General features: G+C 50.9%; 18 protein-coding genes. 11 read left to right on the top strand and 7 right to left on the bottom strand.

Annotated elements, in window-relative coordinates; translation table 11 throughout:
• The first annotated feature begins 46 nt into the window (after positions 1 to 46).
• The 11 genes from BZJ21_RS08475 to gspS2 all read left to right on the top strand — a co-directional run bounded on the left by BZJ21_RS08475 (position 47) and on the right by gspS2 (position 13830).
• Entirely contained in the window at positions 47 to 1039 is a 993-nt protein-coding gene (locus BZJ21_RS08475; protein WP_077669553.1) for an ABC transporter permease, read from the top strand.
• Positions 1036 to 2064 (top strand): ABC transporter permease, encoded by a 1029-nt coding sequence (locus BZJ21_RS08470; protein ID WP_077646596.1) that lies wholly within the window; start codon positions 1036 to 1038, stop codon positions 2062 to 2064. Before BZJ21_RS08475 ends, BZJ21_RS08470 begins: the two co-directional genes overlap by 4 nt.
• Positions 2061 to 3050, top strand: coding sequence for an ABC transporter ATP-binding protein (locus BZJ21_RS08465; protein WP_077461207.1), 990 nt, complete (start codon positions 2061 to 2063; stop codon positions 3048 to 3050). Before BZJ21_RS08470 ends, BZJ21_RS08465 begins: the two co-directional genes overlap by 4 nt.
• 27 nt (positions 3051 to 3077) lie before the next feature.
• A complete protein-coding gene (locus BZJ21_RS08460) occupies positions 3078 to 4073 on the top strand; it encodes an ABC transporter ATP-binding protein (protein WP_077669552.1) in 996 nt (331 codons plus the stop codon).
• Positions 4074 to 4093: 20 nt separating this feature from the next.
• Entirely contained in the window at positions 4094 to 6112 is a 2019-nt protein-coding gene (locus BZJ21_RS08455; protein WP_077669551.1) for a glycoside hydrolase family 9 protein, read from the top strand.
• The gene (locus BZJ21_RS08450) at positions 6112 to 8076 is read left to right on the top strand and encodes a beta-N-acetylhexosaminidase (protein WP_077669550.1); all 1965 of its coding nucleotides are present in this window, start codon (positions 6112 to 6114) and stop codon (positions 8074 to 8076) included. The genes BZJ21_RS08455 and BZJ21_RS08450 overlap by 1 nt, the downstream gene beginning before the upstream one ends.
• A 109-nt stretch (positions 8077 to 8185) precedes the next feature.
• Entirely contained in the window at positions 8186 to 8953 is a 768-nt protein-coding gene (gene miaE, locus BZJ21_RS08445; RefSeq protein ID WP_077669549.1) for a tRNA isopentenyl-2-thiomethyl-A-37 hydroxylase MiaE, read from the top strand.
• A 410-nt stretch (positions 8954 to 9363) separates the two neighbouring features.
• Positions 9364 to 10314, top strand: a complete 951-nt coding sequence (locus BZJ21_RS08440; protein WP_077669548.1) for a transposase — start codon at positions 9364 to 9366, stop codon at positions 10312 to 10314.
• A gap of 513 nt (positions 10315 to 10827) precedes the next feature.
• The gene (locus BZJ21_RS08435) at positions 10828 to 12951 is read left to right on the top strand and encodes a plasmid pRiA4b ORF-3 family protein (RefSeq protein ID WP_077669547.1); all 2124 of its coding nucleotides are present in this window, start codon (positions 10828 to 10830) and stop codon (positions 12949 to 12951) included.
• Between the two features lie 190 nt (positions 12952 to 13141).
• Entirely contained in the window at positions 13142 to 13453 is a 312-nt protein-coding gene (locus tag BZJ21_RS08430) for a YciI family protein (protein ID WP_021023168.1), read from the top strand.
• The gene (gspS2, locus tag BZJ21_RS08425; protein ID WP_077669546.1) at positions 13453 to 13830 is read left to right on the top strand and encodes a type II secretion system pilot lipoprotein GspS-beta; all 378 of its coding nucleotides are present in this window, start codon (positions 13453 to 13455) and stop codon (positions 13828 to 13830) included. The genes BZJ21_RS08430 and gspS2 overlap by 1 nt, the downstream gene beginning before the upstream one ends.
• Here gspS2 and BZJ21_RS08420 read toward each other — a convergent pair.
• From BZJ21_RS08420 to rbsD, 7 genes are all read right to left on the bottom strand, one after another.
• Positions 13823 to 14491 carry a TIGR01621 family pseudouridine synthase gene (locus BZJ21_RS08420; protein WP_077669569.1) on the bottom strand — a complete coding sequence of 223 codons (669 nt, stop codon included), beginning with the start codon at positions 14489 to 14491 and terminating at the stop codon, positions 13823 to 13825. The genes gspS2 and BZJ21_RS08420 overlap by 8 nt on opposite strands.
• A 129-nt stretch (positions 14492 to 14620) precedes the next feature.
• Positions 14621 to 15625 (bottom strand): substrate-binding domain-containing protein, encoded by a 1005-nt coding sequence (locus BZJ21_RS08415; protein ID WP_077669545.1) that lies wholly within the window; start codon positions 15623 to 15625, stop codon positions 14621 to 14623.
• 34 nt (positions 15626 to 15659) lie between these two features.
• On the bottom strand, positions 15660 to 16589 hold the full coding sequence (gene rbsK / locus BZJ21_RS08410) for a ribokinase (RefSeq protein WP_077669544.1): 930 nt from the start codon (positions 16587 to 16589) through the stop codon (positions 15660 to 15662).
• 86 nt (positions 16590 to 16675) lie between these two features.
• Complete coding sequence (rbsB, locus tag BZJ21_RS08405; RefSeq protein ID WP_077669543.1) at positions 16676 to 17569, bottom strand: ribose ABC transporter substrate-binding protein RbsB; 894 nt, start codon at positions 17567 to 17569, stop codon at positions 16676 to 16678.
• Positions 17570 to 17831: 262 nt separating this feature from the next.
• On the bottom strand, positions 17832 to 18821 hold the full coding sequence (rbsC, locus tag BZJ21_RS08400) for a ribose ABC transporter permease (protein WP_021023174.1): 990 nt from the start codon (positions 18819 to 18821) through the stop codon (positions 17832 to 17834).
• Positions 18818 to 20323: a ribose ABC transporter ATP-binding protein RbsA gene (gene rbsA / locus BZJ21_RS08395; protein ID WP_021023175.1), complete on the bottom strand. Its 1506-nt coding sequence runs from the start codon at positions 20321 to 20323 to the stop codon at positions 18818 to 18820. Before rbsA ends, rbsC begins: the two co-directional genes overlap by 4 nt.
• Before the next feature lie 23 nt (positions 20324 to 20346).
• Positions 20347 to 20766, bottom strand: a complete 420-nt coding sequence (rbsD, locus tag BZJ21_RS08390; protein WP_077669542.1) for a D-ribose pyranase — start codon at positions 20764 to 20766, stop codon at positions 20347 to 20349.
• Positions 20767 to 21325: the final 559 nt, after the last annotated feature.

The raw sequence follows: 21325 nt of genomic DNA, 5'->3' as shown, positions 1-21325 counted from the left end.
TGTTCACGCCACGAACATCACCACTTCGCTGTGTAAGGTGTGGGTTATGGGTTATTTTTTCCGACGGCTAACTTTTTACATGATTGCCCTTTTAGTGGCAGCAACACTCAATTTTATAATTCCTCGTGCCATGCCCGGTGATCCTGTCACCATGATGTTTGCCAACGCCTCAGTGCAAGTCACCCCAGAGCGGATTGAGGCAATGAAACAACTGCTGGGCTTTGTCGATGGCCCGCTCTATATGCAGTATTTCACTTACATGAAAAACGTGCTGAGCTGGGATTTAGGCACCTCCATCCAATTTTATCCATTATCAGTTAACGAGTTGCTGGGCAAAGCGTTTGGCTGGTCGCTCTTTCTCGCCGGCAGTGCCGTGCTGCTCTCTTTTTCCCTGGGCTCGATTTTGGGCATTTTTGCCGCATGGAAACGCGGCGGGAAATACGATGCCATGATCACCCCAGGCATGCTGATTATCCAAGCGGTACCGCAAGTGGTCATTGCAATGCTCGCGCTGTTTATTTTCGCGATTGGGTTGAAATGGTTTCCGACCGGATACGCCTATACCCCAGGCGTCACGCCCGACTGGACCAGTTGGACCTTTATTAAAGATGTGGCCTATCACGCCGTACTCCCGCTTTTTTGTGCTTCCATCATTCAAGTGGGCGGCTTTTTGGTCAACATGCGCAACAACATGATTAATCTGCTGGCGGAAGACTACATCACCATGGCGCGCGGCAAAGGGTTAAGCGAAAACCGCGTGGTCTTTAACTACGCGGCCCGTAACGCGCTCTTGCCTAGTGTCACTGCGCTATCGATGTCGCTGGGTATCGCCATCGGTGGCCAGCTGATTGTGGAAATTATTTTTAACTACCCCGGTCTTGGCTCGGTACTTTTGAATGCGATTAACGCGCGAGACTACCAAGTACTGCAAGGCCACCTGCTGATTATGACCTTATTTATGCTCTCGTTTAACTTAATTGCTGACATGCTGTACGTGGTGCTTGACCCACGCCTGCGAACCGGAGGAAAAGAATCATGAAAGATCTCCTCACGCTTATTGTGCGCAACAAAATCGCGCGCGCGGGCTCCATCATTGTCGGCTTATTTATCTTAATGGCGATATTCGCTCCACTGCTAAGCCAGCATGCACCAGATAAACGCACCGGTAACCCGCATGAATACCCAAGCTTTGTGGTTAAAGCCGCACAAGCCAACCCAGATGGCTGGATCGCCACCCACTTAGCAGACCATCCTCGTACCTTATTAATGTCAAAAGACGCGGAGCATGCCCTCGGCACCACCCGTATGGGCCGCGATGTCTGGTCCCAGTTACTCCATGGTGCTCGCGTTTCACTGGCAGTCGGTTTTGGCGCCGGGATCACCGTGTGTGTACTCGCCACCTTAATTGGCATTACCGCCGGCTATTTAGGCGGTTGGGTTGACGATGTGCTTACCGCCGCGATGAACATCATGTTGGTGATCCCGCAATACCCACTCTTGTTCGTGCTCGCCGCGTTTATCGGCGAAGCCGGACCGCTGACGATCGCCATCATTATTGGCTGTACCTCCTGGGCGTGGGGAGCACGGGTGGTTCGCTCACAAACTCTTGCCCTGCGCGAAAAAGAGTTCGTGAAAGCCGCTGAAGTGCTGGGCGAGTCGCGCTTTCGCATCACCTTTGTCGAGATCTTGCCTAACCTCGTGCCTATTGTCGGCGCCAGCTTTATTGGCTCAGTGATGTATGCCATTGCCATGGAGTCAATTATTTCCTTCTTAGGCCTTGGCGATCCCAACACCATCAGCTGGGGGATCATGCTCTACAACGTACAAACCTCTTCGTCCATGCTGATTGGCGCGTGGTGGGAGCTGCTCGCACCTTGTATTGCGCTGACCTTACTGGTGACGGGGCTTGCCTTGCTCAACTTCGCAGTGGATGAAATAGCCAACCCGCAATTACGTGCGCAAAAAGGGATGAAGCGCTGGAAAAAACTTAACCAGCAAGAAAAGAAAGCCCGAGACGAGAATCCCGTTGCCGAACACATGTTGATCAGTGGAGATAAATCATGAGTCGCACCCCACTTATCTCAATCCGTGATCTGTGCGTGGACTACATTACCGATGCCGGTGATGTAAGAGCCTGCGATCACGTCAGTTTTGACATTGCCCCCGGTGAAGTATTTGGCCTGGCTGGCGAATCGGGATGCGGTAAATCCACCGTTGCCTTTTCGCTGATGCGTCTGCATAAGCCACCCGCATTTATCACCGGCGGCGAAGTGCTATTTAACGGCGAGAATATCCTCAACTATAGCGATGCCCGCATGCGTGATTTTCGTTGGCGAGAAATGTCGATGGTGTTTCAAAGCGCCATGAATGCCCTCAATCCCGTGCTGACGCTTGAAGATCAATTTTGCGATGTATTAATGCGTCACACCAATATGACCCGTAAACAAGCGGTCAATCGAGCGCAAGGCTTGCTGGAAATTGTCGATATTCACCCCAGCCGCCTGACCGATTATCCGCACCAGTTTTCGGGCGGGATGCGTCAGCGCTTGGTAATTGCCATTGCGCTAGCCCTCAACCCGAAAATGATCATCATGGATGAGCCCACCACCGCATTAGATGTGGTGGTGCAGCGCGAGATCTTACAAAAAATCTACGCGTTAAAAGAAGAGTTTGGCTTTTCGATTCTGTTTATCACCCATGACTTATCGCTCATGGTCGAGTTTTCCGACCGGATAGGGATCATGTATTCCGGTGAGCTGATTGAAGTCGCGCCGTCCAAACAAGTACTTACCAATCCCTATCACCCCTACACCGAAGGGCTGGGCAGCTCATTCCCCTCACTCACCGGGCCCAAGCGCCAACTGGTGGGTATCCCAGGTAATCCGCTCAACTTACTCGAAATCCCGACCGGCTGCCGCTTTCAAGCACGTTGCGCGCAAGTGCATGAACAGTGTCGAACCACCCAAACCGTGCTGCGCCAAATCGAACCAGGCCGTTATTCCAACTGCCACCTATACGACGGCGAGCCGATCGCCCAACAAAAAGTCTAATATCGTGCCAATGTGAGGAAGTCAGTGATGAGTACAGGTCTTGGAGAACTGCTGGTTGAAGGTAAAAACGTGGTGAAAGATTTCCCTATTAATAGCCATGCCCTTAAACAACCCATGATGCGAGCGATCAATGATGTCTCGTTCAAAATGTACAAAGGCCGTGGACTTGCGGTGGTGGGTGAATCAGGCTCGGGCAAATCAACCACCGCGAAAATGATCGCCAAAATGTACGCCCCGACCGACGGCTGCATTGAATACCGGGGACGCGATATCACCACCATTAAAAAACGTGATGAGCTGATGCGCTATCGCGAAGGCCTGCAAATGGTCTGGCAAGACCCTTTTGGCTCGCTCAATCCCACGCATAATGTGTTTCACCATATTGCGCGTCCGTTATTGATCCACAAAAAAGTCGCCAAGCGCGACAAAGCCCAATTGAAAGAACGGGTGTTCGAGCTGCTCGAGCAAGTGGGCCTCACTCCGGCCAAAGAAACGGCGGAGAAATTCCCCCACCAGCTGTCGGGCGGCCAGCGTCAGAGGATAAACCTAGCGCGTAACATCGCCGTGGGCGCCGAAGTAGTACTCGCCGACGAACCCACCTCGATGCTGGATGTATCGATTCGTGCCGGCGTACTTAACCTCATGGAAGAGATGAAAGTGGAGAAGCAAATGTCGCTGCTCTACATCACCCATGATATCGCCACCGCGCGTTACATTGCCGAAGACTTGGCAGTGATGTACGTCGGCCATATGGTCGAATGGGGGGACACCGAAGAGATTATTCATCGCCCTCAACATCCTTACACCCAGCTGTTGGTCTCAGCGGTGCCTGACCCCAGCAAATCCATTCACGAGGAACTAAAGGGCAACAAGGGTGAGATCCCACTGTGGACGCCAGATTCGGTCGGCTGCCCTTTTGCTGGCCGCTGCCCGCATGCCACCGCTAAATGCACCGAGCAGTTACCCGGCGTGACCAAGCTCGCCGACAACCACTATGTGCGCTGCTATTTGTACGAGCAATAGCGACCAATAAGGATACCATCATGCAAGTGCTGACCAATCACATTGGCTACTCGTTACACGGTGACAAATACGCGGTGATCGTCAGTGACAGCGACTCCCTCACCGGCACGCCCGTAGCACTGATTGCCCTGCCTCCTCTTAAGGGGACAGGCACATTTAGCACTGCCGATAAAGCTGCCTCCTCTTCCGGGGACAGGCACTTTTCTTCTGGGGACAGGCACTTTAACGAGGCCGCAGAAAGTGCAAACAATTTTACCGGGACAGGCACTTTAAAATTTACGGGGACAGACACTTTTGTTCGTGGGACAGACACAGTATCACTCGATAAAGTGGTCGCGCAGTTTGAATTACAGCAAGGCACACAGTTAAACAACTGGCAGATAGGTACGGCTTATACCCTCGATTTTTCTGCCTTTGCGCATCGCGGACGCTATCAACTCGTGCTGTTAACAGACACACCGGTATATTCCCATCCGTTTGAGATCCGAGATGATTGCCTGTTTCACACCACGTTTTCCGATCTGCTGCATTACTTTAAATCGCAGCGGTGTAGCGGTATCTATGAACACGCGGATCAGCGCGCCAAGGTATTTGGCTCTGATGAACGTGTGGATGTATCAGGCGGTTGGTACGATGCCTCTGGCGATGTGAGCAAATACCTGAGTCACCTTTCCTATGCCAATTACTTTAATCCTCAACAAATCCCGCTGTTGGCTTGGGGGCTGGCCGATCTTACCAGCCAATTTAGCTCGGACACGCTGCCTGCGTTTATGCGCACACGCTTAGCTGATGAAGCGAAACACGGCGCCGATTTTCTTCTCCGTATGCAACACCCCAGTGGCTTCTTTTACATGACGGTGTTTGATCAATGGTCGAAAGACCCAGAGCGCCGCACCCTTTGCGCTTACGCGACGCAAGATGGAGTAATGAGTGAGGCTTACCAAGCCGGCTTTCGTCAAGGCGGCGGCATAGCGATTGCAGCCCTTGCCGCCGCAAGCAGAGTCTCACTTTGCTCAGAGCCTGACCAACAAGCACGCTATTTAGACGCTGCCATTCGTGGCTACTGGCATTTGGTTGAACATAACCATCACTACCTTGATGACGGTGAGCCCAACATTATTGACGAAACCTGCACCCTTCTCGCCGCATGCGAGTTGCATCACGCCACTCGGCAATCTACTGGGCAATCTACAGGGGACAGTCACGCTTATTTAACGGGACAGGCACCTTTAGGTTCCGGGGACAGACACATTAGTGCGAACGGTGACTGTCCCTTTTTGAGCGAGGCACGAGGTTGGATGCAAAAGCTGGTCGCACGGCAACGCAGTGATGAAACTTGCCAATATTATTGGTCGGCCAATGCCGATGGGAGTCGTCCGTTTTACCATGCCGCTGATGCAGGTCTGCCCGGGTTGGCGTTAGTTCGCTACCTCGATGTGGAAACCAATCCCAGCCATCAGGCTATTGCACAAACAGCACTGGAACGCGCCTGCCAGTTTGAGCTGAGCCTAACACAAACCGCCGATAATCCATTCGCGTATCCGCGTCAGTACGTCAAACCCGTCGATGGCGTTAAACAGGTGCGTCACTTTATTCCTCACCACAATGAAACCGGCTATTGGTGGCAAGGCGAGAATGCACGCTTGGGGTCACTGGCGACCTTTGCGTGTCATGCCACGCGCCATATTCAAGACGATGCGCTAAATGCTGCTCTCCACACCTTTAGCCAACGGGCGCTTAATTGGATCCTCGGTTTAAATCCATTTGATATCTGTATGCTCGATGGGCATGGCCACAACAACCCAGATTACCTACCGCACTTGGGCTTTTTTAATGCCAAAGGGGGGATCTGCAATGGCATTACCGCAGGGATGGAGGATGAAACACAGATTGCATTCAACCCCGCGCCATATTGCGATGATATGGCGCAAAACTGGCGATGGGGCGAGCAGTGGTTGCCACATGCAAGCTGGTTTATGCTCGCCATCAGTGCGCAAACGCTGACTGGCAACGGCCACTCGAACAAGGAGAACACGTGATGACTTACCGCCTCGATCTTAGTGTGATCAACGAGTATCCCAATGACACTCCACCGCGCAGCCGAATGGGGTTAACCTTGCATAATCTCACCGACTGTCCCTTAAATCAGCTGTCTATTGCGGTACTGTTTGATCGCTTCATCAACCCCAATACCCTTTCACAAGGCAGCATCGAGCAAATCGGTAGCTATTGCGTCATTACACCGGCGCATCAAACTCTCGATGCCAATCAGAGCTTATACATCGAGTTTGATGCCCACACGCCGCCATTACGGTTCCTTTGTGCGGGCTTTAAAGATGCGCTGCTCTATGCCAATGGCGAGCAATATTCAGTGATGCTCACCCCCATCAATTTGGCGCATACTCACACCACACGCTCATCGATTCCAGATGTTCATCCCGCCGAGCACGCCATTATTCCGGTGCCCAAATCGGTGCGCCACCAGCCAGGATACTTTACGCTTTCACCCACAACACCGTTAATCGCTGTCGATCCACAGGCGCTTCCCGCCGCGCAGTGGCTAAGCAACGAATGGGTTCGCATGTATCCGCAAGCCGAGATTGCACTCGACCCACGTCATCAAGATGCGGTAACTGGCGATCATGCTATTCTCTTACGGCCGCTACCCGACTCCGCGCTTCGGGATATCACACACCGCGATGAGGCCTATCAGCTCACCGTCACCGACCAAGGCGTGGTTATCCAAGCCTGTGCTAAGCGAGGATTTATTTACGGCTGCGCATCGCTGCTACAACTTAGTCAAGAGCAAGACACACAGCTTCGGATACCGGCAATAAAAATCAGCGATGCACCACGCTTTGCTTACCGAGGGATGATGCTCGATTGTGCGCGTCATTTTCATTCGGTGGACACGATAAAGCGACTGATTAACCAGTTGGCCTATTTTAAGTTCAATACCTTTCACTGGCATTTAACCGACGATGAAGGCTGGCGACTGGAGATTAAAGCTCTGCCTGAATTGACGCGCTATGGGAGTCAACGCGGCCCCAATACCCGCCTTGCTCCGCAATTCAGTCATATTGCAAAACGTCACGAAGGTTATTATCGCCAAGAAGACGTACGTGACGTGATTGAATACGCCGCAGCCCGTGGTATTACCGTCATTCCTGAAATTGATATTCCCGGCCACTGTCGCGCAGCCATCAAAGCGCTGCCTGATTGGCTACACGATGCCGACGACCGCTCGACTTACCGCAGCGTGCAGCACTACACCGATAACGTATTATCGCCAGCCCTCGATGGCACGTATCGATTTTTAGATACGGTATTAAGTGAAGTCGCCGAGCTTTTCCCCGCCTCATGGGTCCATATTGGCGCCGATGAAGTCCCTGACGGGGTATGGACGGATAGCTCAATTTATCGGGACAGACGCATGAACGGAGAAACGACCGCTTCGCTACAGGGACAGATACTGACCTATGCTGAGCAAAAGCTTCGCGCCTTGGGCAAACGTATGGTTGGCTGGGAAGAAGTGCAGCACGGCGATAAAGTCAGCAAAAACACCGTGATCTATTCATGGCAAAGCGAAGACGCCGCATTGCATTGTGCGCAGCATGGGTTTGATGTGATTTTAACCCCGGGTCAAGCGACCTATCTCGATATGGTGCAAGATTATGCTGCCACCGAGCCCGGGCTCGACTGGGCGGGCGTCACACCATTAGAAAAAGCCTACCAATATGAGCCGCTAGCAAGCCTCGCCAGTGATGACCCAGCTCGTGAGCATATGCTAGGCGTACAATGTGCACTCTGGAGTGAACTGATCACTAATCAGGACAGGCTCGATTATATGGTGTTTCCAAGGCTTACCGCCATTGCAGAAGCGGCCTGGAGCCACAGTGAGCGCCGTGACTGGCTCGATTATCTGGCCAGACTCAAAGCGCAGTTACCGCGTTTAGACAAGTTCGGTATTCAATACCGTTCCCCTTGGGCATCGAACAAGTAGGCCGAATTCGCCCACCTGGCAGTGCCTCCTGCGCTGCCAGCTCTTTGCGCTCGCATCCCATCTGTTTATAATGCCCAGCCATTGTTGTCAGTCTGAGAGTGTTTTCGGCATGCTACGCCAAGAAATTAATACCCTACTCACCCCTATTCATGGTTTTCTGCACTGTCAAACCCCCGACAGTTGGATTGACGCGGCCATTCAGCCTGACAATCAATCGATTCTTTTGCGCGATCACGCAAACTGCGAATTAAAAGCCAGCCAAACCGCGATGTGGCTGATCCGTAAATATGCAGTCGACGCGGCGAGTGGCGAGCAACTGCTGGCATGGGCCAAACCCTATGAAGACTTTGTTTATCGCCGCATTCGCGATGGGATCTTCCACGCGCGCAAAAACGGCCTCAGCGCGCCTTTAACCCCTAAAGCCGGCTTTGCCCACGGCCAAGCCTTGATTGATAAAATGGTCCGGTTAATCAAAGAAGAGTTTCATCATTTTGAGCAAGTGATTGAAATCATGGACGCACGCGGTATTCCTTATCAACCGTTAGAAGCAGGTCGCTACGCCAAAGGATTAATGCGCGCGGCACGCACTCACGAGCCGGCAACCTTGATCGATAAACTGATTATTGGCGCCTACATTGAAGCACGTTCCTGCGAGCGCTTTGCCAAAGTCGCCCCACACCTCGATGATGAACTACAAAAGTTCTACATCTCGCTACTGCGCTCGGAAGCACGCCATTATCAAGATTACCTGACGCTCGCAGAAACCATCGCCGGCGAAGACATTCGCGACCGTATCCAAACCATCGGCGAGCGCGAAGCAGAGTTGATCCAAGCGCCCGACAGCCAATTCCGCTTTCACAGCGGCGCCCCTGCCTAACTTCTTATGGCAGCTTCTCTTTGTGGGGACAGGCACTTTTATTCAACGTGATTTCCTGCGAGTGATTTCCTGCGGGGACAGACACCTTTACACCTGTCCCTGATTTCCTGCGGGGACAGACACCTTTACACCTGTCCCTACTAAGTCTCCTTTCCAGGGACAGGCACTTTTAGTTTTCGCCGGATACAAACACCTCTTGGTGACTGTCCTGGTAGTTTGTTTTATAGCCCGCCTGTCCCCGTTGTTTAGTCCCCGTTGTTTACTAATCGGGACAGACGCCTTTAGTAACTAACCAATCTCACAGTTACAGTACTTCTTGTACTGTCACGAAAAACCAGGCCAGAAAAGATGATAGCTGTTCATTTATACAGTATCTTTTGCATATACCCATATACCAAAAGGGACTGACGATGACCAAAGCTCGCGCATCTTTAGTGAACCTATCAGCCACACCCTATTATCATTGCGTCTCACGCTGCGTGCGCCGCTCTTTCCTGTGTGGCTATGACGCTCAATCGCAAAAAAGCTATGAGCATCGTCGCGCATGGATAGAAACGCGTTTACTTACACTAGCCAAAGCTTTTTGCATCGATATCTGCGCTTACGCCATTATGAGCAATCATTATCACGTTGTCCTACATATCAATGCAAAAGCCGCCCAATCCCTGACAAATATCGACGTAATTGACCGCTGGCTAGCCTTTCACCAGACTCCGGTACTCATCCAACGTTTTCGTCAGGGAGAATCTCTCTCCAAATCGGAGTACAAAGCGTGCTGTCGGATCATTGAGAGCTGGCGCGAGCGTTTGATGTCTGTCAGTTGGTTTATGAAGCTGCTCAATCAATATATTTCAGCGCAAGCGAACCGAGAAGATCAATGCACGGGGCATTTTTGGGAAGGACGCTTTAAAAGTCAGGCCTTGTTGGATGACAAAGCTCTTGCTGCGGCAATGGCCTATGTCGATTTAAACCCCGTGCGAGCAGGTATCACCAAACAGCCTAAACAAGCCAATTACACATCGATTAAAAAGCGCGTTGAATCACTCAAGCAAAATAAAGCAACACCAGCAGGCTTATTCGCCTTTGCAGGAAATCCGAGGAAATCTATGCCCGACGGCATTCCGTTCCGGCTAATGGACTATTTAGCACTTGTTGAATGGACTTGCCACAAGGGACAAGAAAGGGGCTCAAATCAGCGGCCTCCCCTACTCACACGACTGAATATGTCGAGTGAAACCTGGCTGACCACATGCGCTCATTTAGAGTGCGGAAATGTTGTAGGCTCACTGTCGAGTATCCAAGCCGTATTACCGACACTGGGCCTAAAACGCATGACAGGCGTCATGATCCCAAATCGTTGAGGCAAGCACTAAAACACGCATCAATGCGTAAAGGAATCGTCATACTAGCCCGAAGATCTACCCTACCCAATAAGCCAGCACCATTATAAACACGAACAAAATGCCTACCGCTTTTAAGAGCGGCTTTAGCCCTTTGGACCCACCTTCTGGGGACTGATTACAACATCCCATATTACCTCCTCATCGTTATTTCCCCAGGATAAACCCTCCAGTTACAGGAAGGTAAAGGCATGTTCGGATTTTAAAGAGGTAAGATTTCATTAGAGATTTTACTAGGACAGGCATCTTTAGAGATTTTACTAGGACAGGCATCTTTAGAGATTTTACTAGGACAGGCATCTTAACAACGGCTTACTGGTTACTAGTGGTGACTGTCCCGGATAAAGCGGTCTCGGATAAAGCGGATAAAGCGAAAAGTGTCTGTCCCACCAAAAGAAAAAAGACAAAACTCGTTTTTGAGATTAATTTTTTGTACGCTTAAACAATTAATTAATCACAACCTAGGCCAAGAATATGGAACTTCCACCGTCTGCGCAGGCGCTCCTTGAGGCTATCCAACACTACACGCCCATCACCGATATCAGCACAGATCAACGTCAGTTGATAAATGGTTCACCAGAGTCTTTTATTACCGCGATACCGATTGGTCTATCGTTATCAAAGACATTCGATCAACGTCAAGAAGAGCTTTTTGTCGATTACTTTTCACAAATGGCCGATGACCTGCGTATTCATTCGCGTCGTCATGACATCACTGAAATCATCGATATCGCGAATAAAATCCTCACTCAAGCACTTGAGCTAGACGACGATCACATTAATCTGGTACTCGCCAGTGAAATCATCAAATGCATGAAACACCTTAAACTGCATGTTGACGATGCGATCATTGTGAAAGTGCGTGAACGCAGTCGGCAGGAGATCACTGATCAACAAGAATACTTGGCACAAGACCCTGAAAAGGTTACCGAGAATCTTGTCGCTGACCTCAATAAATTTGGCATCGACACCGGGCTTGCTTTTTGTCAATTCGTCAGTGGTGAACTTGTCTTTCTCACTAAGCAGGAAATTCAAGGATTGCTCACAATGATGAGCCGTCAACCTTGGTCAATTGATGCACTTTTGCTTTTGAGCCTCAATCCCGAGCCTAAAGTCGCCGACACCGCAGCGAGTGTACTCAATAGCCTTCCAGCAAAAAAATGGAAGTCCCTTGGTCAACGCCAATATCTAACCCTGATCCAGCGCTTTGGTCACGATAGCGTAAAAACCCACCTGTCAGCATGGCAAAAATCAGCCATGCAATACAGCAAACAAGCCGAACAACATCAAGTGACCGAGCTTTACCTGTCCTATCCGGACGGCAACCATGCCATACTATTTAACGGACTGCTCATCGACCCAACAACTAAAAATGCACACGTATTCGGTGGCGTTTTTCGCTTAGGTTTCGGTTTAGTGGATAGCTATTTTGATACCAATCCCGTCGACACTGTGCAATATAAAAAAATGACCACAGAAATGGACACCGCTGTCGACGTCGTTCAATGCCATCCCAATATCTTGCGACACATACTTTGTTGGGCCCTGGACGAACAGCATGAGGTCCTCGATCCTGACACGCTACATATGTTGGCGCTTCTCCCGTCCCAATGGACCGAGCCGCAACCGTTCTCATTAGATAAACTCGCCTCCACGTGTGACTTCCCAGGAGAACATCCGGACGCGATAGCGCGAGGACATCGATCCAGCAAACTGTTAGTCAATACCCCATTGATAGAGACATGGACGATCGCTGAATCGATCGACCCAACGCTAGATACCATACGCAAAGTCCGGAACCGCCATTATCTCGAACACCCTGAACCCTATATCAAAGCACTCGCGTTGAGTGGGCTGATCACGCATTACAGCAAGCAAGACAGTACACCGTTTTCACCGAGCAAACTATTTATATTTGCCGCGGCGTATGCGTTGCAAGCACCTGATCGTATGAGAAAAACCTTTCCGCTTTTCGACCAGCTCGCAGAGCTGAGTATGCAACAGCAAGCGGAATATCATCCGGTGGCACACGGCCCCCAGGAAATAGAACGTCCCCAAGGCATCGTACTGTACATTGAGCTTGATAATAGCCGTCCAAAAATATGGCGCCGTTTTACCATTTCAAACGCCTTACCTTTTATCGCGCTACACGATTGCATTCAAGCCATTATGGGTTGGGAGCACCAACATCTTGCCATGTTTATCACACCCTTTGGTCATATTGACCTTGACGATGAATCCGACACTCAAGCGGCGTATTTACCCATTGGGGCAGCACTGCAAGAGCCCGGAGACACCATCGCGTATGTGTATGATTTTGGTGATAACTGGCACCACACCATCACCCTTGAGAAACTGAATACCCGCAATTGCACGCAGCCTAAAGTCACGGCAGGTAATGGAGCCTGTCCGCCAGAAGATTGCGGCGGTATAGACAGATACAAACACCTACTCAGGCTCTCAAAACGCGCACCACTCAGCGACGATGAGCAAGAGATCCTGGACCTCTTCAACATGCAGGATTGGGACGCAAAACACTTTGATAAAAACGAAGTGAATCAGAGATTAAAAGAAGAAGTGCCACCTATTTTCGACTAGCTACATCGTGGGACAGGCACTTTAGAGGGTACATCTTGGGACAGGCACTTTTTAACTTTTGGTGCCTGTCCCACCAATGTTAAATGTTCTGACAAAAGTGCCTGTCCCGCCAATGTTTTCTAATACGCTGTACTCAGAAATCTGGACTCTGTATCCTAGTGGCTATAAACATCTATCAAGGACAACAACGATGTGGTATCTCATTTATTCGCAAGACGTCGAGAACAGCCTACCGCTACGCAAGCAAGCGCGTGACGCACACCTTGAACGCTTACACCAACTGGAAAAAGAAAACCGCTTGATGATTGCCGGGCCAAACCCTGCTGTTGATAGTGAGGAGCCAGGCGAAGCTGGGTTTACGGGCTCGACCGTTATTGCCTGGTTTGAGTCACTATCAGCCGCAAAGGCATGGGCCGACAAAGACCCTTATGTAGCCGCTGGCGTTTATGCTGAAGTGACCGTAAAACCGTTCAAAAAAGTGCTTCCGCAGGACCCAGCCTAATGCGATATGTAAAAATACTGATGATGGCCTGCCTGGGGCTAGTACTCAGTGCATGTAGCAGCACCCAGCATGACCAAGCCGCAGAAGCCGCAATCCAACGTGCAGACATGATTGCACAGCTACTGCCGATGGATATTGAAGGCTACTCACTGGTTCGAGCACGTGCGCAAGATGCCATCATCGAGCTGACGCTTCTGGATAAGAATGCCAAAAAAGCACCAGGAGAGCTCTTTTCCGGTTTAAAACGTCGTTATTGCCAAGATAGCGACATACGCAGTATGTTAGACAGTGGTATCAGCTATACCATTTTGGTTCGCGATACCCGCGGCCGACAAATCCTCAATAACGCTATCAATGCACCCAGCTGTGCTAGCTAATTAAGCACCAAGGCTGCTCCCACTCTACCGGTAAGGCTGGCCACAACTCGCCTTGGCTCGGGGGCAGCACATAGCTGTAGTGCTTGGCTGGCTGATCATCGGCAAAACGACACGTAAATTGCAGCCCATAAGCGTGTAAGTAGCCACGATCGGCAAGCTCACCGCCATAGTAATCATCACCGATAAGCGGTGAGCCAATACTTTTCATCGCCACGCGAATTTGATGGGTTTTACCCGTGTAAGGCCGACAGAGAAAAAATCGCCGCCCCTCACCGCCTGCAATAGAGATAAAACGCGTCCTCGCAGGGTTATCTTTGCTGGCAAGCAACTTCCAACAGCCTCGCCGACTTTTACCCATATCGCCGACAATCAATCCCTGTTTCTTACGCGGCTTTTTCGCACTTAATGCCAAATAGCACTTTTCTATCTCGCGCGACGCGAACAATCCTGAGAGGACAGACGCCGCATGAGAAGAGGTTGCCAGCAGCAGCAAGCCCGACGTCATCTTATCTAAACGATGTACAAGGTAGACCTTCTCAACCCCAATATACGCCGCGACCGCAGGCAACAGTGCCGCTTCATCGGTCTCTTTTTGCACGCTAACGCCATGGTGCTTGTTGATCACCACAAAGTGTTGGTTTTGGTCGACAATTGAAAACATAACGAAGGGATTTACCGGTTGGCCATTGAGGACAGGCATCATAACGGCTTCCCCCTCAGCCCGCTAGAGCAATCATAAAAGTGCCTGTCCCGTTAGTTGTCGTTAGCTTAAAGTGTCTGTCCCCGGTAGCTAAACCCGCTTCACGCTCTCGCGCACCACCAGCGTTGGCTCTAGCTGCACCGTTTGACTTTCACTATTAGGGGCATCAAGTTTACTAAGAAGCGTTTCGACCGCTGCTTGACCGAGACGATATTTGGGCTGGTGAATGGTAGTCAGGGAAGGCGAGATAAATTTAGCCAAGTGAATATCATCATATCCAATAATAGAGAGATCATCGGGTACGCAAATCCCTAGCGCGTTAGCAGCATTGATCGCGCCCATCGCCATCATGTCATTGCCTGCAAAAATAGCGGTGGGTAAGGATCCACACTCAGCAATCGCCTGCAAACCTTGATAGCCGCCTTCACACTCAAAGTCCGCTTCCACCATCCAATGTGGATTTTCAGCAAGTCCAGCATCGCGCAGTGCATCTTTAAAGCCTTGAAAACGCATTTGCGCTTGATACCTAACAAGAGGCCCACTGATGCAGCCAATCTGGCGGTGACCACAATCAATCAAGTGCTGGGTCGCTAAATAGCCGCCTTGATAGGAATTGTCTTGGATTTTATCGCAGGCAAAATCAATCGGCCCCCAATCCATCACCACCACAGGAATATCCGGATAACGATCAAAGCCTTCAATCCGCTCCCCTTCCATGGTCGAGCACATCAAAATCAAGCCATCGACCCGCTTTTGCAGCAGCGTATCAATCGAGGCACGCATGCGTTCAGCATCACCTTCCGTGTTGCACAGAATCAAACTGTAACCATTGTGGTAACAACTGCGCTCGACGCCTTTTACCACTTCACCAAAAAACGGGTTGGTAGAGGTTGTCACCAGCATGCCAAACGTTTTAGTACGATTGACTTTTAAACTGCGCGCCAATGCCGAGGGAGCATAGTAGTTGAGCTCTTTCGCAGCTTGGTTAACCTTCTCAGCAATCGTCTCACTGACATAGCGGGTGTTGTTAATCACATGACTGACCGTCGACGTCGACACGCCCGCCCGTTTGGCTATATCTTTCATGGTCGCCATTTATCGCGCTCCGCTACCAAGGTTGAAATGAAGATTAGGCATCTTGATGGGCTAAAAACGCATCGATATCCACGCGCGAGGGAATCGACGTTTGTGCGCCACGCTGGGTGACGGATAAAGCGGCCGCGGCATGCGCAAAGCGAATCGCCTGATCAAGTGTCTGTCCCTCTATCAATCCAGTGACGAGTGCGCCATTAAAGGTATCGCCAGCGGCGGTGGTATCCATAGCATTGACAACAAAACCCGGGATTAATCTCCCTTCCTTTCGCGCTTTGTCACTCAGCCACACGCCCTGTTTACCCATAGTGATCAGCACCGTCTCAATCCCTTTTTGGTGCAGCACATTTGATGCAGCTTGCGCACTCTCGGAATCTGTCACCGCAATGCCAGTCAGGCTTTGTGCTTCTGTTTCATTCGGCGTGATAATGTCGACCGCCGCCAAAAGCGCATTGCTCAAAGAAGCCGCAGGGGCCGGATTCAGCACCACTTGGGTATTTGACGCTTTGGCATGAAAAGCCGCTTTTTCAATCCCGCACATCGGCGTTTCTAACTGCATCAACAAGTAATCGGCTTGGGCTATCGTATCGAGATCGGCGGTAATGGCCTCCGCTGTCAGCGCCGCATTGGCCTCCGCCGATAACGCGATACTGTTCTCACCTTGATCAGTGACTTGAATCATCGCAATCCCGGTCGGCGCATTCGCCTGCACCTTCATCGCACTGACATCCATCCCCTCTTGCGCATAACACTGACGAATCTGCTGGCCAAAGACATCGTCACCCACACTAGCAATAAAGGCAACATCCGCACCGCAACGCACCGCCGCCACCGCTTGATTTGCGCCTTTGCCACCCGCAATTACCGCATAATCTCGACCGTGTAATGTCTCTCCGGGGCGCGGAAAACTGGAGACGCGTAAAACATGATCGGCATTAACACTGCCGAGCACAACTAATGGACTCATTACCCTTCCTTACCATTCAATCAATCGCGCACCGTCCAACACACTGGGCCAGACGGTGCTTATTATTGTATCTTCCCGTGCGACCCTTATTCAGCGATCGTTTCTTGACTGATCACTTTAAGCGGTACCGGAATATAGATGTCGACTGACTCGCCTTTCAGCACTTTATCCGCCGTTTCAACACCGAGCTCACCAATCATACCCGGCTGCTGAGCGATAGTCGCTGCCAAGTGGCCACGTTCTACCGCGGCAATGCCATCTTTAGTGCCATCAAAGCCCACAATGGTGACATCTTTGCCTGATGCCTGCACCGCACGCAACGCGCCAAACGCCATTTCATCGTTTTGTGCAAACACCGCCTGCACCTCTGGATACGCAGCAAGCAAGTTCTCCATCACATTCAGACCTTTGGTGCGGTCAAAATCCGCTGGCTGACTGGCCAGTAACTCTACATCCGTACCTTCAATCGCATCCATAAAGCCTTCACCCCGTTCACGCGCTGCCGACGTACCGGCAATGCCCTCAAGCTGGATCACTTTGGCACGCTCACCGACTTTACCCATGATAAATTCCGCCGCCATTTTACTGCCTTGCGCGTTATCAGAGGCAATATGGCTCACCACCTCCCCACGGCTGGCGCCACGGTCTAGCGTAATCACCGGAATGTCAGCGCGATTAGCAATACGAATTGCATTCGAGACTGCATCCGAATCAGTGGGATTAATCAAGATGGCTTTCACACCACGAATGGTTAAATCCTCCACATTCGACAGCTCTTTACTGGCGTCGTTTTGCGAATCGAGCACTAATAGCTCATAGCCAAGATCTTCCGCTTTTTGCTCCGCGCCTTCTTTCATGGTGACAAAAAATGGGTTGTTTAAGGTTGAGACCACGATCGCCATTCTATCTTCCGCCTGCGCACTGATGCTAAGCGTTGATGACAAAAGCGCGGTGGTAATCAAAGTAGTCAGTTTTTTCATGCTTTCAGTCCTTTTGTGTTTGTAGGGTATTGTTTTTAATTGCTAATCAAACAGAAATAAAAGTGCCTGTCCCGCTAACTTAAGCACAATCTGCTCTATCTAGTTTCTAGTTTCTAGTTTCTAGAAGAGAAGCGTCTCGGCTCTTTCCCGTATTCCGTAAGCGAAGCGCTCCGTATTCCCATTCCCGAATGCCAACTTAAAGTGCCTGTCCCGCTAACTTAAAGTGTCTGTCCCGACAAGCTAAAGTGCCTGTCCCAACAAGCTATTTGTTTTTGTTATCCACCAGCACGGCGAGCAAAATCACCACGGCTTTGGCAATCATTTGGTAGTAAGACGACACGTCCAGCAGGTTAAGGGCGTTGTTCAAAAAGCCGATAATCAGCGCACCTATCAGCGTGCCCATGATCTTGCCTTTACCGCCCATGAGGCTGGTGCCGCCCAGTACCACCGCCGCAATCGCGTCAAGCTCATAGCCAGTGCCAGCAGTCGGTTGACCGGAGGACAGACGTGAAGTAACGATGATCCCCGCCAGCGCGGCAAGCATGCCGCAAAGGCTGTAAACACCGATTTTAATCCGATCGACATTGATGCCAGACAGACGCGCCGCTGACTCGTTGCCACCGAGTGCATAGATATAACGGCCAAAGCGGGTATGATTAAGCAAGTACCAGGCACCGATAAAGACGATGGCCATCAGCCACACGGGCACGGGAATACCCAATAAATAACCGGTCCCAAACCATGCAAAGGCGTCGGCCGTTTCAGTAAAGCCCGCGGAAATAGGGCGACCATCGGTATACACCATAGTCACGCCACGATAGAGGGTCATTGCGACCAAGGTAGCGATAAAGGCCTGCACCTTGCCTTTAGCCACCACCACACCAGTCATGGCACCAATTGCTGCGCCGGCAAACAAAGCGGTGGGCACTGCGATCAACACCGGCACTTCGACCGCTATCAGGCTCGCAGCAAAGGCACCGCACAATGCCAGCACCGAGCCGACACTCAAATCGATACCCGCGGTTAAAATCACCAGCGTCATCCCCACCGCGATAATCGCGTTCACCGAGGTTTGGCGCAGGATATTGAGCAGGTTATCGACCATGAAAAAGTTGCTGTTTAAAAATGACATCACCACGATCAGCGCCAACAAGGCGATCAGTGATTTTTGCTCAATTAACCAGGCTTTGCTGAACATAGGTTTGCGTCCATCCTCTGACGGCTGGGACTTATTGACTGCATTTGAGCTCATGCTGCATCCTCATTGGCATCTTTGCCTACCGCACAGGCAAGCAGAGTTTCTTGGTTAGCGTCCTTGGCATCAAATTCACCGCACACGCGGCCTTCGTGCATCACTAAGATGCGATCACTCATGCCAAGCACTTCGGGCATTTCTGACGACACCAAGATGATGCTCATGCCCTCGGCTTTAAATTGATTAATTAACTGGTAAATTTCTTTTTTAGCGCCGACATCGACACCACGCGTCGGCTCATCCAAAATCAGCACTTTCGGCTTGGTCATCAGCCCTTTGGCGATCGCCACTTTTTGCTGATTCCCGCCCGACAAGTTGCCAATAATTTGGCCACGATGCGGAGTTTTAATATTAAAAAGACGAATAAAATCATCCACCGCCATCACTTCATCGCGCGGCTGAATTTTGCCCCAATGCGTCAGTTTATCGAGCGCGCTGAGTGACATGTTGTCTTTCACCGATAACCCCAGCACCAAGCCCTCGCCTTTGCGATCTTCGGAGATATAAGCAATGCCATTGGCCAGTGCATCTTGTGGGCTGACCGGATTAATCACCTTGCCATCAAGCCGAATCGTGCCTGCCTCGCGCGGCATGGCGCCATAGATAATTTTCATTAGCTCCGTACGCCCAGCCCCCATCAGACCCGACACGCCTAAAATTTCACTGCGGTGCAGCTGGAAACTCACCTCTTCCACCCCGTGGCCGCTGACATTTTCCACCTCAAGGCTTATTCCATCAGGGGCGACGTCGCTTCGCGGGTATTGTTCGGCAAGTTTACGGCCCACCATCATCTCAATCAGGCCGTCTTCATCGGTATCACTGACGGCACATTCACCAATAAACTTGCCGTCGCGTAACACGGTGATCCGATCGCAAATCTCAAAAATTTCTTTTAAACGGTGTGAGATATACACAATGCCGCAGCCCTGCGCACGTAACTCATTGATCACCGCAAACAGCGAAGCCGTCTCGGTGTCGGTCAGCGCATCGGTCGGCTCATCCATAATGATCACCTGCGACTCAAACGACAGTGCTTTAGCAATTTCCACCATCTGCTGCTCGCCCAGGCTAATGCTCCCCAGAGGCGTCGAACCGCGCGCATTGACATTTAACCGCGCCAGCAGCTTATCCGCCTCTTCAACCATTTTGACCCAGTCAATCTTGCCAAAACGATTAGTAAATTCACGACCCAGAAAAATGTTTTCGGCAATGGTCAGCTCTGGGATCAAATTCAGCTCTTGGTGAATAATACTGATCCCCGCTTGCTGCGAATCGCGTGGCCCTTTAAACGAGACAGGTGTGCCTTGGTAATTCACCTCACCGCTATCGGCGTGATAAATCCCGGTTAACACCTTCATCAAGGTGGACTTGCCCGCGCCGTTCTCGCCCAATAGCGCCATCACTTGGCCGGGATACACATTTAAGCTCGCCTCATCTAACGCGCGAACCCCAGGAAAGGTTTTTACGACTTGGCTGAGCTGTAAGATAGGTTGCGTCATCGTGGTTACTCGCTTAGGCCCACCTAAAAGGTAACACCGGCTTGAAAAATCACATTGGCATAAGGCGTACATTCACCGGTGCGCACCACCGCTTGGCTCTGCGCCGTACGTGCTTTAAATGCCTCGTGGCTGATAGTGGTCACCCCTATCGGCTGTTGGCGTGCAGCATTTTCTTGTTCTAATCGCCCAAGCAATGCCTGGTGCAGCGCTGGGCTCACCACTGCGAGCTCTTCCGCAATCACCACAGATTCAATGCAAGCGTGATTTAACACCGCCTCAACCGTTTGCATAAAGCTCGGCACGCCATCAGTCAGCGCCAAATCAATGCGCGACACCGAGCTTGGGATCGGAAGCCCCGCATCACACACCGTAAACTCATCGGTATGTCCCACTTGCGTAACCAGCTGTGCGAGCTCTGGATGGAGCAAACCATGTTTATTCATTCATCACCTTCTCACTCTCGATTGGATCATTCAGCGCTTACACCCCACTCAACGCGGATACGCCTTCTTTTATCGCGCTTTCTCGCAGAAAACACGCCATCGAAACGTTTCGATATTAAATAAATAATAAACGGCGATATAAAATTCACCATAAGCAAGATACACAGATGTGAAGCAGATCGACTATTGATATCGAAGTCACTAGCAAAGAGAGGGGAAGATCACACTAGGGGGTTGGGAGAACTAGAGACTAGAAAGAGCCTAGGGGACGGAATACGGAATACGGAATACGGAATACGGAATACGGAATACGGAATACGGAAAAAGCGTATCGTGCCTGGTCCTGTAGATAAAGTTCCTAGGGCCTAGGATCCTAGGACCTAGGCACTGCTTCCCGCTCTTTCCCGTATTCAAGATCCCGAATCAAGCCTAGGTCGGACAAGCACCAATGGCACCACCGAAATAAAAACCAGGCGTAGATACCATCTCTCCGAACCATCCGTAAAGGGTTATGTAACCACTTGCGGGTGGTATTCGCTTTGATGTTTTACAACACCAA

This window comes from Salinivibrio costicola subsp. alcaliphilus (assembly GCF_001996185.1).
Lineage (GTDB): Bacteria > Pseudomonadota > Gammaproteobacteria > Enterobacterales > Vibrionaceae > Salinivibrio > Salinivibrio costicola.
This window is presented reverse-complemented; position numbering and strand designations above follow the sequence as displayed.